The sequence below is a fragment of the Ancylobacter sp. WKF20 genome (assembly GCF_029760895.1).
Taxonomy (GTDB): domain Bacteria; phylum Pseudomonadota; class Alphaproteobacteria; order Rhizobiales; family Xanthobacteraceae; genus Ancylobacter.
Window position 1 is genome coordinate 810,531 of record NZ_CP121679.1, and the last position, 12,111, is coordinate 822,641.

12 protein-coding genes are annotated in these 12,111 nt (G+C 68.8%); 4 read left to right on the forward strand and 8 right to left on the reverse strand.

Going from position 1 to position 12,111, the window contains the following annotated elements:
• Nucleotides 1-33 precede the first annotated feature (33 nt).
• A complete protein-coding gene (gene topA / locus AncyloWKF20_RS03745) occupies nucleotides 34-2,709 on the reverse strand; it encodes a type I DNA topoisomerase (protein ID WP_279316585.1) in 2,676 nt (891 codons plus the stop codon).
• 289 nt (nucleotides 2,710-2,998) lie between these two features.
• On the opposite strand from topA, the gene AncyloWKF20_RS03750 reads away from it, so the two are divergent.
• Nucleotides 2,999-3,211 (forward strand): hypothetical protein, encoded by a 213-nt coding sequence (locus AncyloWKF20_RS03750; RefSeq protein ID WP_279316586.1) that lies wholly within the window; start codon nucleotides 2,999-3,001, stop codon nucleotides 3,209-3,211.
• Here AncyloWKF20_RS03750 and dprA read toward each other — a convergent pair.
• The 4 genes from dprA to AncyloWKF20_RS03770 are packed head-to-tail and all read right to left on the reverse strand — an operon-like array spanning nucleotide 3,208 to nucleotide 7,252.
• On the reverse strand, nucleotides 3,208-4,320 hold the full coding sequence (dprA, locus tag AncyloWKF20_RS03755) for a DNA-processing protein DprA (RefSeq protein ID WP_279316587.1): 1,113 nt from the start codon (nucleotides 4,318-4,320) through the stop codon (nucleotides 3,208-3,210). The two genes, AncyloWKF20_RS03750 and dprA, sit on opposite strands and share 4 nt — an antisense overlap.
• Nucleotides 4,321-4,332: 12 nt before the next feature.
• On the reverse strand, nucleotides 4,333-4,938 hold the full coding sequence (gene plsY, locus AncyloWKF20_RS03760) for a glycerol-3-phosphate 1-O-acyltransferase PlsY (protein WP_279316588.1): 606 nt from the start codon (nucleotides 4,936-4,938) through the stop codon (nucleotides 4,333-4,335).
• Between the two features lie 51 nt (nucleotides 4,939-4,989).
• Nucleotides 4,990-6,306 (reverse strand): dihydroorotase, encoded by a 1,317-nt coding sequence (locus tag AncyloWKF20_RS03765; protein WP_279316589.1) that lies wholly within the window; start codon nucleotides 6,304-6,306, stop codon nucleotides 4,990-4,992.
• Nucleotides 6,299-7,252, reverse strand: coding sequence for an aspartate carbamoyltransferase catalytic subunit (locus AncyloWKF20_RS03770; protein ID WP_267582770.1), 954 nt, complete (start codon nucleotides 7,250-7,252; stop codon nucleotides 6,299-6,301). The genes AncyloWKF20_RS03765 and AncyloWKF20_RS03770 overlap by 8 nt, the downstream gene beginning before the upstream one ends.
• Before the next feature lie 170 nt (nucleotides 7,253-7,422).
• On the opposite strand from AncyloWKF20_RS03770, the gene AncyloWKF20_RS03775 reads away from it, so the two are divergent.
• On the forward strand, nucleotides 7,423-7,818 hold the full coding sequence (locus AncyloWKF20_RS03775; RefSeq protein WP_279316591.1) for a hypothetical protein: 396 nt from the start codon (nucleotides 7,423-7,425) through the stop codon (nucleotides 7,816-7,818).
• A gap of 62 nt (nucleotides 7,819-7,880) precedes the next feature.
• On the opposite strand, the gene AncyloWKF20_RS03780 is transcribed toward AncyloWKF20_RS03775, so the two are convergent.
• The 3 genes from AncyloWKF20_RS03780 to AncyloWKF20_RS03790 all read right to left on the reverse strand — a co-directional run bounded on the left by AncyloWKF20_RS03780 (nucleotide 7,881) and on the right by AncyloWKF20_RS03790 (nucleotide 9,926).
• Nucleotides 7,881-8,813 carry an AEC family transporter gene (locus tag AncyloWKF20_RS03780; RefSeq protein ID WP_279316593.1) on the reverse strand — a complete coding sequence of 311 codons (933 nt, stop codon included), beginning with the start codon at nucleotides 8,811-8,813 and terminating at the stop codon, nucleotides 7,881-7,883.
• A gap of 5 nt (nucleotides 8,814-8,818) precedes the next feature.
• Entirely contained in the window at nucleotides 8,819-9,313 is a 495-nt protein-coding gene (gene ruvX, locus AncyloWKF20_RS03785; protein WP_279316594.1) for a Holliday junction resolvase RuvX, read from the reverse strand.
• A 169-nt stretch (nucleotides 9,314-9,482) separates the two neighbouring features.
• Entirely contained in the window at nucleotides 9,483-9,926 is a 444-nt protein-coding gene (locus AncyloWKF20_RS03790; protein WP_279316595.1) for a helix-turn-helix domain-containing protein, read from the reverse strand.
• Nucleotides 9,927-10,019: 93 nt separating this feature from the next.
• Between AncyloWKF20_RS03790 and AncyloWKF20_RS03795 the strand changes: the two genes are divergently transcribed.
• On the forward strand, nucleotides 10,020-11,261 hold the full coding sequence (locus tag AncyloWKF20_RS03795) for an MFS transporter (RefSeq protein WP_279317870.1): 1,242 nt from the start codon (nucleotides 10,020-10,022) through the stop codon (nucleotides 11,259-11,261).
• A gap of 95 nt (nucleotides 11,262-11,356) precedes the next feature.
• Nucleotides 11,357-12,061, forward strand: coding sequence for a metal-dependent hydrolase (locus AncyloWKF20_RS03800; RefSeq protein ID WP_279317871.1), 705 nt, complete (start codon nucleotides 11,357-11,359; stop codon nucleotides 12,059-12,061).
• Nucleotides 12,062-12,111 lie beyond the last annotated feature (50 nt).

The window sequence follows — 12,111 nt, forward strand, 5'->3', positions numbered from 1 at the left end:
GCGCGGCGCCCGGTAAATTGACCAAGGGCGCGATTAAGCGCCCTTGGCCGTGCGCTTCGCGGGCGCCTTGGCTGTCTTCTTGGCCGGGGCCTTCTTCGCTGCCGGCTTCTTGGTCGCCGGCGCATCCGCGCTCTTGCTCGCCGTCTTGGTCGCGCTGCGCGTGGTGCGGCCGGCGGGCTTGGCGGGAGCCAGCGCCGCTCTCGCCTCGATCAGCTTCACCGCCTCGTCCATCGTCACGGCCGCAGGATCGACATCCTTCGGCAGCGTGGCGTTGACCTTGCCGTGGTTGACATAGGCGCCGAAGCGGCCGGGCCGCACGGTCACCACGCCGCCCAGCGTCGGATGCTCGCCCAGTTCACGCCCGCCGGCCGCGCCGCGTCCACGCCCGGGGCCCTTGTTCTGCTTGTCGGCGATCAACGCGACGGCGCGGTTGAGACCGATGGTCAGGACATCGTCGCCCGCCTCGAGGTTGGCGTAGGTCTTGCCGTGCTGGACATAAGGCCCGAACCGCCCGATGCCGGCGAGGATGGGTTCCCCGCTCTCCGGGTGGCGGCCGATGTCGCGCGGGAGCGAGAGCAGAGCCAGCGCGGCGTCGAGGTCGACATCAGCGGGCGCGAGGCCCTTGGGCAGGCTGGAGCGCTTCGGCTTCTCGCCATCCTTGGCTTCGCCGAGCTGGAGATAGGCGCCGAAGCGGCCATCGCGCAGCGAGACTTCCAGCCCCGTCTCCGGGTCGGTGCCGAGCACGCGGTTGCCGCTCGCCTCCGCGCCATTCTCGCCCTCGCCGGACTGCACGGCCAGCGGGCGCGTGTACCGGCATTCAGGGTAGTTCGAGCAGCCGATGAAGGCGCCGAACTTGCCGACCTTGAGCGAGAGCCGCCCCGTGCCGCAGGTCGGGCACAGGCGTGGATCCGTGCCGTCTTCCTTGGGCGGGAACATGTGCGCGGTCAGCATCTCGTCGAGCGCGGAGATCACCTCGGAGACGCGCAGATCCTTTGTCTCGCCGACAGCGGCGGTGAAGTCGCGCCAGAAGTCGCGCAGCACGTCCTTCCAGGCGAGCTCGCCGGCGGAAATCTGGTCGAGCTTCTCTTCGAGATCCGCCGTGAAGTCGTATTCGACATAGCGGTCGAAGAAGCTTTCGAGGAACGCCGTGACGAGGCGCCCCTTGTCCTCGGGCACCAGTCGGCGCTTGTCGAGCCGCACATATTCGCGGTCGCGCAGCACGGCGAGCACGGAAGCGTAGGTCGAGGGTCGGCCGATGCCGAGCTCTTCCATGCGCTTGACGAGCGAGGCTTCCGAGTAGCGCGGCGGCGGCTCGGTAAAGTGCTGGTCGGCCTTGATGCCCTTATTGGCGAGGGCGTCGCCAGCGGTCATGGCGGGGAGGCGGCGGTTCTCCTCGTCCTCTTCCTCATCGTCGCGGCCTTCGCGGTAGAGGGTGAGGAAGCCGTCGAACTTGATGACGGTGCCGGTGGCCCGCAGGTCCAGAGCGCGACCGCCCGCCGTGGCGGCGATGTCCACCGTGGTGCGTTCCAGTTCGGCCGATTCCATCTGGCTGGCGACAGTCCGCAACCAGATCAGCTCATAGAGCCGGGCCTGCTCGGGTTCGAGATAGCGCGCCACATCCTTGGGGCGGCGCGAGACGTCCGTCGGCCGGATCGCCTCATGGGCTTCCTGCGCGTTCTTCGCCTTGGTGGTGTATTTGCGCGGCGCGGCGGGGACGTAGCGGTCGCCATAGTCCTGGCCGATGACGGCGCGGGCGGCGGTCACCGCTTCCGGCGCCATGTCCACGCCGTCGGTACGCATATAGGTGATGAGACCGACCGTCTCGCCGCCGACATCCACGCCCTCATAGAGGCGCTGGGCGACGCGCATGGTCGAGGCCGGCGCAAGGCCGAGCTTGCGGCTCGCCTCCTGCTGCAGTGTCGAGGTGGTGAAGGGCGGGTACGGGTTTCGACGGCCAGGCTTGGCCTCGACGGAGCTGACGCGATAGTCCGCGCTCTCCAGCGCTGAGCGGAAGGCGGCGGCTTCCTCGGCCGTGCCGACATCGAGGCGGGAAATCTTCTGGCCATCCGCACCGACGAGCCGCGCCTCGAACTGATCGGCGCGCGGCGTCGCGAGCTGGGCGACGATCGACCAGTATTCCCGCCGCACGAAGGTCTCGATCTCGCGCTCGCGGTCGCAGACCAGCCGCAGCGCGACGGACTGCACGCGGCCGGCCGAGCGGGCTCCCGGCAGCTTGCGCCACAGCACCGGCGAGAGGTTGAAGCCGACGAGGTAGTCGAGCGCGCGTCGGGCCAGATAGGCGTCAACGAGCGCGCCGTCGATCTGCCGCGGGTGCTTCATCGCCTCCAGCACGGCCTGCTTGGTGATGGCGTTGAACACCACGCGCGAGATCGGCTGCCCCTTGAGGGCGCGTTTTTCCTTCAGCACCTCCAGCACATGCCAGGAGATCGCCTCGCCCTCGCGATCCGGGTCGGTGGCGAGGATGAGACCGTCCGCCTCCTTCACCGCGCGGGCGATGTCCGACAGCCGCTTCTGCGACTTTGGATCAACGTCCCACAGCATGTGGAAGTCGTGCTCAGGATCCACCGAGCCATCCTTGGCCGGCAGGTCACGCACATGGCCATACGAGGCGATCACCTCGTAGTCCGGTCCCAGATATTTGTTGATCGTCTTGGCCTTCGCAGGCGATTCGACGATTACGACCTGCATCAGCCCGCGCGTCCGTTGGTAGTCTAGCCCAAAGCGGCCCGGAAAATGGGGGAGCCGCCCCGGCGTGTCAAATGCCCCCGGCCTCCTTGCCGCACGAGAGGCCGCTTCCGCAAGGGGGAACCGCCCGCAAGCCCGGTGTTTTCGCCGAGCGTGCTGCAATGCGGAAGAAAGTGCGCTCCTGCAAGAGATGGATTGCAATTCTTGATTTAGTTTATCACCCTATGTGCAATTATTTGGTGCGTACCCATTCCGTCACAACCGATTGTCCGCTTTCAAGAGCAGGTTTCTCGTGAACGAGCAGCCGTGTGATCATTGCCGAAGCCGAGACACGGCTTCCTACATCGCTGACATGGCGCGCGAGCTGGCGGGCCTCGCCAGCGAGCGCGATCTGGTGATCCTGCGCTATCTCCTGCAGATGGCGAGCGAAGAGGCGCGGTCTATCGCCGGCCTGCCTGTCCCCGAGGTGGAGAGACCGCTCGAGGCGCCCGAGAATCGCGGCTAGAGCAGCGAGACGCGACCGCCGCCATGGCGCTCCAGCCGCCCGGCAAGCTCCAGCTCCAGCAGCAGGATCTGCACCGCGCCGGCTGAGAGGCCGGACATGGCGATGAGATCGTCCACCGGCAGGGGCGTAGGTCCCAAGAGTTGCAGCAGCCGCCCGCGCGCGTCGTCGCTCGGGTCGGGAATGTCGAAGCCGGCATCGCTGCCTTCCTCGGCGTCGAGCGTGCGAGGGGCCTCGTGCAGCAGCGACAGCCCTTCCAGCACCTCGCTGGCGCTGGTCACCAGCGTCGCGCCCTGGCGGATGAGCGCGTTGGTGCCACTGGCGCGCGGATCGAGCGGCGATCCGGGCACCGCGAACACCTCGCGCCCCTGCTCACCCGCCAGGCGTGCCGTGATGAGTGAACCGGAGCGATCCGCCGCTTCGACTACGACGACGCCCCGCGAGAGACCGGAGACCAGCCGGTTGCGCCGGGGAAAATCGCGCGCCCTCGGCTCCCATCCCATCGGCATTTCGCTGAGCACGACACCCTGCTCGGCGATGGCGCGCATGAGCGGCTCGTTCTCGCGCGGGTAAGGGCGATCCAGTCCCCCGGCTAGCACCGCGATGGTGCCGGTGCCGAGGCTCGCTTCATGCGCCACCGCGTCAATGCCACGCGCCAGGCCGGAGACCACGACCCAGCCAGCCTCTCCCAGGCCGCGCGCCAAACGTGCCGTCATGGTGCGCCCGGCGCCCGAGGCGTTGCGCGAACCGACAATCCCGACGCACGGGTGGTTGAGCAGGTCGATCCGGCCGAGAACGGCAATCAGCGGCGGAGCATCGTCGATCTCGCGCAGCAAGGCGGGATAGTCCGGCTCGCCGAGGGCAAGGAACTGCCCGCCGAGCCGTTCCAGGGCCTGCATTTCGGCCTCGGCTTCAGTGGGACTCGGGACGCGCGGGGGAATGAGCCCGCCGCCGCGCCGTGCGAGTCCCGGCAGCGCATCCAGCGCCGCGGCCGCGCCGCCATAGCGGTTGATCAGGTTGCGGAAGCTGCGCGGGCCGACATTCTCGGTGCGGATCAGGCGGAGCCAGTCGCGGCGTTGGTCGTGATCGAGACGAACGCCGCGTGGTGCCACCCCTGCCGCTCCCTAGCCCTTCTTGCCGATCTTGCCTTCGGTGCCCGCGAGCAGCCGGGAAATGTTCGCCCGGTGCATGAACCAGAGCAGGGCGGCCAGGATCGCCAGCAGCAGCCCCGTGGGCGCCGGGGCGACGATGAAGGCGGCGAGCGCCGTCAGCACGCTGGCGACCAGCGCTGCCAGCGAGGAATAGCGGGTGATGAAAGCGACGGCGAGCCACGCGGCGGCAAAGACCAGCGCCGCTTGCCAGGCCAGCGCCAGCGTCACGCCAAGAAAGGTCGCCACGCCCTTGCCGCCCTTGAAGCCGAGCCAGACGGGGAAAAGGTGACCCAGAAACGCGCCCAGCGCCGCCGGCAGTGCGGCGGCCGGACCGATGAGGGTAGCGGCCAGCAGCACCGCTACCGTGCCCTTGAGCGCGTCGCCTAGCAGCGTCGCCGCCGCGAGGCCCTTGCGGCCCGTGCGCAGCACATTGGTGGCGCCGATATTGCCGGAGCCGATGCTGCGAATGTCCTGCGTCCCGGCCATCCGGGTCAGGATGAGGCCGAACGGGATGGAGCCCAGCAGATAGCCAAGCAGCAGGGCAATGACGCTCGGCAGGGTGGGAAGCGACCAACTCATGCCAGCGACCTTAAAGGCTTTGTGCCGAAAGGGAACTCGGCAGTGTTTTGATCAGACATATTCATAGACGGTGCGGCCGGCGACCAGCGTGCGCACCACACGACCCTCGAAGCGGGCCTCGTCGAACGGGGTGTTGCGGCAACGCGACTTCAGGTTCGCCGCGTCGAGGATCCACGCCTCGTCCGGAGCGATCAGCGCGATATCGGCTGGGCTCCCCGGACGCAGCGAGCCCGCCGGCAGGCCGAGCAGTTCGGCCGGCCGCGTCGACATGGCGCGGATCAGCGCCATCAGCGGCACGGTGCCGTCATTCACCAGCCGCAGCCCGGCGGCGAGCATGGTCTCCAGCCCGATGGCGCCGAAGGCGGCTTCGGAGAAGGGCAGGCGCTTCACGTCGACATCCTGCGGGTCATGGTCCGAGACGACGACGTCAAGCAGCCCCTCGGCGACGGCTTGCACCAGCGCCAGACGATCGTCTTCCGAGCGAAGCGGCGGGGTCAGTTTGAAGAAGGTGCGGTAGCCCACCACGTCGCGCTCATTCAGCGTGAGATGGTTGATGGAGGCGGACGCCGTGACGTTCAGCCCCGCATCCTTCGCCCGGCGCAGCACATCCAGCGATTCCGGGCAGGTGAGCGAGGCGGCGTGGTAGCGCCCGCCGGTGATCGAGGCGAGCCGCACATCGCGCTCGAACACGATGGTTTCCGCCGCCTTGGGCATCCCCGCGAGACCGAGGCGCGAGGCGAGCTCGCCCTCATTCATCACGCCCTCGCCGGCAAGCGACTTGTCCTCGGTGTGGTGGACGATCAGCGCATCGAAATCGCGCCCATAGGTGAGCGCGCGCCGCAGCACCTGCGCCGAGCCGACCGAATGGGTACCATCGGTGAAGGCGACCGCCCCCGCTTCGCGCAGCAGGCCGATCTCGGTCATCTCGCGGCCTTCCAGCCGCTTGGTCAGCGCCGCCATGGGAAGGACGTTGACGATGGCGGTGTCGCGCGCCCGGCGCATGACGAAGTCGACGATGGCGGGCTCGTCGATGATCGGGTCGGTCTCGGGCTGGCAGATGATGGTGGTCACGCCACCGGCCGCCGCCGCCTGGCTGGCCGATGCCAGTGTTTCCCGATGTTCGGCGCCCGGCTCGCCGATGAAGGCGCGCATGTCGACGAGGCCGGGCACCGCGATGAGGTGTCGGCAGTCGACGATCTCGGTGCCTTCCGGCAGGCCCGCCGACTTCAGATTGGCGGCGAAGTCCTTCACCACGCCGTCGGCGATGAGCAGGTCGCCATGCGCGTCGAGGTCGCGCGAGGGGTCGACCACCCGCGCATTGGCGAGGAGGATCGGGCGGGCGTCGTGGATCGGGCGGAGGTCACGCATTGGGCAGGTTCCGCGACAGCGCGTCCAGCACGGCCATGCGGACGGCGACGCCCATCTCGACCTGCTCGCGGATGAGGGACTGGGCGCCATCGGCGACCGCCGAATCGATCTCGACGCCGCGATTCATCGGGCCCGGATGCATCACCAGCGCATCGGGCTTGGCAAAGCGCAGCTTCGCCTCATCAAGCCCCCAGAAGTGGAAATACTCTTTCACCGAAGGCACATAGGAGCCGTTCATGCGTTCCCGCTGGAGCCGGAGCATCATCACGATGTCCACATCAGCAAGGCCGCGCTTCATGTCGCCATAGACATCGACGCCGAAGCGCTCGATGTCGCGCGGCAGCAGGGTCGGCGGCGCGATCACCCGCACCTGCGCACCCAGCGCGTGCAGCAGCAGGATGTTGGAGCGGGCGACCCGCGAATGGATGATGTCGCCGCAGATGGCGACGGTCAGGCCCTGGATGCGGCCCTTGTTGCGGCGGATGGTCAGGGCGTCGAGCAGCGCCTGAGTGGGATGCTCATGCGCGCCGTCCCCGGCGTTCACCACCGAGCAGTCGACCTTGCGGGCGAGCAGTTCCGCCGCGCCGGAGGCGCTGTGGCGCACGATCAGCACGTCCGGATGCATGGCGTTCAGCGTCGCCGCCGTGTCGATGAGCGTTTCGCCCTTCTTCACCGAGGAATTGCCGACCGACATGTTCATCACGTCGGCGCCGAGGCGCTTGCCGGCGATCTCGAACGAGGACTGGGTCCGCGTCGATGCCTCGAAGAACAGGTTGATCTGGGTGCGGCCGCGCAGGGTTGCCCGCTTCTTCTCGACCTGTCGGTTGAGGAGCACGAACTCTTCGGCGAGGTCGAGCAGCCCGACGATCTCGTCGGGGGAAAGGCCCTCGATGCCGAGCAGATGGCGGCGCTGGAGGGTAAAGCTGGCAGTCGGGTTCGATGTCATATCGAAGTCGGCTGGATAGACGCACCGGGCCCCCGCCGCAAGCCATAAAGCACGCTGTCCCAACGTTTCGGCGCCGCCGGCGGTCCGCCGGGAGCGGGCACCGGGGAACCGTCGCGGCGCCTTTGCGTTGTCTCGGCACGGCGCCAGAGCGCGCAAATGGAGTAACGACGATGACCCACTCGGTTGAGAATACCAGGGCCGGCATCGGCAAGATTGCCGGCATCGGCTTCGCGGCGGCGCTGACCGCACTGACCAGCCTGCCTGCCGCTGCGGCCCCCGTGTCGCTGGGCGGTGGCGTGCCGCAGGCGGTGCGCACGGTGCCAACGGCCCCGGTTGAGAATGTGCGTTGCCGCGGCTGCGCGGTGGGTGTCGGCATCGCCGCTGGCGTGATCGCCGGCGCGGCCATCGCCAACGCCACCCGTCGTGATCGGTATTATGATGCCGGCCCCGGCTATTACGACGAAGGCCCCGGCTATTATGGTCGCCCGGTCTATAGCCGCAGTCCCGGCCGGTGCTGGGTGGAGACCAACCCGCACCGCGGCACCGGCTACTGGGCCCGTTGCTGATCGCCCTTGAATATCAACGGATTAAACGAGGCGGCGCCGCAAGTGCCGCCTTTTTTCTGCCGCTAGATATACGCGACCAGCCCGATGACGAGCGGCATGGTCAGCGCCGCGAGCAGTGTCTGCAGGGTGAGGATTTCCGCCAGCAGCGGGGCGTCGCCCCCCATCTGCCGGGCGAGCACATAGCCGTTCGGCGCGGAGGGCACGGCGCTCGCCACGGCAACGATGAGCAGGTCCACCTCGTGGAGCTTCAAGCCCCAGCCGATGGCAACGGCGACGGCCGGCAGGACCAACAGCTTGAGAACACTCGCGAACCAGGTCGCCGCGCGCGGCCGCCGCAGGTCGCCAAGACGCAGGCCGGCGCCCACCACCAACAGGCCCAGCGCCAGCGAGGCGCGGCCGAGCACATCGGCGAAGGTGACGATTACCGGCGGGATGGGAATGTGCAGGGCGTTGATGATGCCGCCGGCGACGCAGGACCAGATGAACGGGTTGCGAACCAGCTGGAGAACCATCAACTTCTTGCTGCTGCTGCCGTTTTCGCCGTGACGGGCGAGCACCATGACGCTCAGCGCGTTCAGCACCGGGATCATCACGGTGAGCCCGACCGCCGCCACCGCCAGCCCGGCCGGCCCGGCAATGGCGCCGGAAACGGCCAGCGCAATATAGGTGTTCCAGCGCAGCGCGCCCTGAAAAACCGAGGTGTAGGAAGGACTTGACAGCTCCAGCCAACGGCTCAGCGGGCGGCGGGCGAGCGTCAGGGCGACGGCGAACAGGGCGATGGAGCCGAGCAGCGCGGCCGAGACCTCCATCACCGCCACCTTGCCGAGTTCGGCGCGGACGATGGAGACCACCAGAAGCGCCGGGAACAGCACGAAATAGGTCAGCCGCTCCAGCGCGATCCAGTGCGAGGCTTCCGGCAGAAGGCCGCGCTTCAGCACCGCGCCGAGGGCGATGACGAGGAAGACCGGGACCAGCGCGCCGAGCACTGCTTCCATGCTAACTACCTGTCAGAAAATATGTTTTCAGCGATGAAGCGCAGCCGGTCGAGGGCGCCCTGCAGGATGAAGACGGCGGCTTGCTGGTCCACGACTTCGGCGCGGCGGGCGCGGCTCATGTCCATGGCGAGCATGTCGCGCTCGACCGCGGCGGTGGAGAGCCGCTCGTCCCACAGGATGATCGGCAGCTCGGTGAGCTTGGCGAGGTTGCGGGCGAAGGCGCGGGTGGACTGGGCGCGCGGGCCTTCCGAGCCGTCCATATTGACCGGCAGGCCGAGCACGAAACCGGCGGCGTGGCGGGCGCCGGCGAGCGCCAGAATCCGCTGCGCATCGGGCGTAAACTGTTTGCGCGCAATGGTTTCCACCGGGGCGGCGAGGCGCCGGTCGGGGTCGGAGGAGGCGACGCCGATGGTCTTGGTGCCGAGATCGAGCCCCACCAGCCCGCCGCGCGGGGGCAGGAGAGGGGCGGCCTCGACGATGGTGAGAATGGCTGCGGGCATGATGCCGAGCGGCCTAGCACGCCCCCGCACCGGGCGCCATGGCGGGGCGAATATGCCGGTCGAAATGCGTGACCAGTGAGTGCAGTGAGGTGACCAGTCTGTACAATCGGGTGACCAGTGAGTGCAGTGAGGCCAAGGTCCGGCGCGCACGCCTCACCGGGGATCGCTCTCAGCGCGGGCGGCCGCGCGGCGGGGGCGATCCGCCCCTCTCCCGATCCCGGCCACGGGCGCCGGCGACCTCGACCAGCCGCCGGAAGGTGGGGCATTCCATATGTGAGGGGGCCGGGCAGTCTGCGACATGGCGGAGCGTGTCGCGCAGCGCCGTCAGCTCGCGGATCGTCCGGTCGATGGCGTCGGCCCTGGCGTGCAGCACGTCGCGCGGCAGGCTCGGCTCGCCGTTCGGGCCGAACATGGCGGCGATCTCGCCGAGCGAGAAGCCAGCGGACTTGCCCATGGCGATCAGCGTGAGCCGCAGCAGCACCTCGGGGGCGAATTGCCGGCGCAGGCCATGCCGCGACACCGGGGATATCAGCCCGGCTTCCTCATAAAAGCGCAGCGCCGAGGGCTTCATCCCGCTGCGCGCGGCGACCTCGCCAATATCCAGCAGCTTCATGCTTGACCTCAACTCGACTTGAAGTGGCAGCCTGCGTTTGAAACGGGTTTCCGGCAAGGGGAGATGGCCATGCGGCCGAGGCAGGCGCGGCAGATGGATGGGGACGACGCCGGAGCGCCGTCGGGGCGCATAGCCGCGCGCACCGTGGCGACGCTGGCGCTGGCGATGCTGCTGGGCTCGCTCGGCACCAGCATCGCCAATATCGCGCTCCCCACGTTGGCCGAGGCCTTCGCGGCGCCATTCGCGGCGGTGCAGGCGGTGGTGGTCGCCTATCTCGCGGCGCTGACGGTCGCGGTGGTCATCGCCGGGCGGCTGGGCGACCGCTATGGGCTGAAGCCGATGCTGGTCGCCGGCCTTGGCCTGTTCGCGCTCGCCTCGCTGTTCTGCGCGCTGGCCCCGAGCCTGCCGCTGCTGATCGCCGCGCGGGCGCTTCAGGGCAGCGGCGCGGCCTTTCTGATGACGCTCTCCATGGCGCTGATGCGGCAAACGGCGAGCCCGGCCCGCCTCGGCCGCGTCATGGGTCTGCTCGGCACCGTCTCGGCGCTGGGGACGGCGCTCGGCCCGGTTCTCGGCGGGCTGCTGATTCCGGTGGCCGGCTGGCGTGGCATCTTCGCGGTGCTGGTGCCGCTGGCCCTCTTGGCGCTCGTGCTGGCCATCGCGATGCCGCCGGGCGCGGCGGCACGGGAGAGCCGCGCTTCTTCCCCGCCGGGGGTGGCGGTGATCCGGGGGCTGGTGCCCAATCTCCTCGTCAATCTGCTGGTCGCCGCCGTGATGATGACGACGCTGGTCGTCGGCCCGTTCTATCTCGGCATCGCTCTTGGGCTGACGGCGACGCAGGTCGGCCTCGTCATGGCGGTCGGCCCGGCGATTTCGGTCATCAGCGGCGTCCCGTCCGGGCGGCTGGTCGATGCGGGCGGGCCGTTCCTTGTGGGAGCTGTCGGCCTCGGCCTGCTGGCGGGCGGCGCCTTTCTGCTCGCGCTGCTGCCGAACCTTGTCGGGGTGACCGGCTATGTGCTCGCCACGGCGGTGGTGACGCCGGGCTACCAGCTCTTTCAGGCCGCCAACAACACGGCGGCGCTGGCGGATGTGCCGCCGGATCGGCGGGGTACGGTCGCCGGGCTGCTTAACCTCTCGCGCAATATCGGCCTGATCGCCGGCGCCTCGGTGATGGGCGCGGTCTTCGCCTTCGGCGTGGGGACGGACGCCTTCGCGCGGGCGACGCCCACGGCCATCGCGGCGGGGATGCAACTCACCTTCCTGCTGGCGGGCGCGCTGATGCTTGTCGCGATCGGGCTTGTCGCGGGCGCACGTCGCGGTGCCGCCGACCGGGGCTGAGCACCCCGCGGCTGCCGGACCGGCACCTTGTGCCACCCATCCGGCGCACTATCTTGCCGCCGTCATCCGCCGGGAAAGCCCCAAGGGAGAGCATGATGAAGATTACCTGGTACGGCCACGCCGCCTTTCGTCTGGAATTTGCCGGCACGGCGGTGCTGGTCGACCCCTTCCTGTCCGGCAACCCGACCTTTACCGGCACGGTGGACGAGGCGAGCCAGGGCGTGAGCCACATCCTGCTCACCCATGGCCATGGCGACCATGTCGGCGACACCGTCGCCATCGCCAAGGCGACGGGCGCGACGGTGGTGGCCAATGCCGATCTCTGCGGCTGGCTCGGCACGCAGGGGCTCGACAAGCTTGAGATGATGAACACCGGCGGCACCATCCATCTGCCGGGCTTCACCGTCAGCATGGTCCGCGCGGACCATTCCTCCGGCATGGTGGTGGACGGGGCGAGCGTCTATCTCGGCAACGCCAACGGCCTCATCGTCAAGGCGCCGGGCGAGCCGACGCTCTGGCACATGGGCGATACCGACATCTTCTCCGACATGGCGCTGATCGCCGAGATCCACCGCCCGGACATCGTGATCCTGCCGATCGGCGACCGCTTCACCATGGGGCCGGAAACCGCCGCCGTGGCGGTGACGCGCTATCTCGGCGGGCTGACCATCATTCCCGCTCATTACGCCACCTTCGGCCTGCTGGAGCCGAATGCCGACCGCTTCGTGTCCTTGGTCGGCGAGGAAGCGACGGTGGTGGTGCCGCCGCTTGGCGTCGCCCACGACTTTCCCAAGCCGTGACGCGCTGAAACCCTAACATCCGACGCCACGCCGCCGGCGGACCGCCCGGC

What these genes read in the sequence shown, in the direction of transcription:
- topA (WP_279316585.1), bottom strand. Translation starts at nt 2,709, where the DNA reads ATGCAGGTCGTAATCGTCGAATCGCCTGCGAAGGCCAAGACGATCAAC.
- plsY (WP_279316588.1), bottom strand. Translation starts at nt 4,938, where the DNA reads ATGAGTTGGTCGCTTCCCACCCTGCCGAGCGTCATTGCCCTGCTGCTT.
- AncyloWKF20_RS03765 (WP_279316589.1), bottom strand. Translation starts at nt 6,306, where the DNA reads ATGCGTGACCTCCGCCCGATCCACGACGCCCGCCCGATCCTCCTCGCC.
- AncyloWKF20_RS03770 (WP_267582770.1), bottom strand. Translation starts at nt 7,252, where the DNA reads ATGACATCGAACCCGACTGCCAGCTTTACCCTCCAGCGCCGCCATCTG.
- AncyloWKF20_RS03775 (WP_279316591.1), top strand. Translation starts at nt 7,423, where the DNA reads ATGACCCACTCGGTTGAGAATACCAGGGCCGGCATCGGCAAGATTGCC.
- AncyloWKF20_RS03780 (WP_279316593.1), bottom strand. Translation starts at nt 8,813, where the DNA reads ATGGAAGCAGTGCTCGGCGCGCTGGTCCCGGTCTTCCTCGTCATCGCC.
- ruvX (WP_279316594.1), bottom strand. Translation starts at nt 9,313, where the DNA reads ATGCCCGCAGCCATTCTCACCATCGTCGAGGCCGCCCCTCTCCTGCCC.
- AncyloWKF20_RS03790 (WP_279316595.1), bottom strand. Translation starts at nt 9,926, where the DNA reads ATGAAGCTGCTGGATATTGGCGAGGTCGCCGCGCGCAGCGGGATGAAG.
- AncyloWKF20_RS03795 (WP_279317870.1), top strand. Translation starts at nt 10,020, where the DNA reads ATGGATGGGGACGACGCCGGAGCGCCGTCGGGGCGCATAGCCGCGCGC.
- AncyloWKF20_RS03800 (WP_279317871.1), top strand. Translation starts at nt 11,357, where the DNA reads ATGAAGATTACCTGGTACGGCCACGCCGCCTTTCGTCTGGAATTTGCC.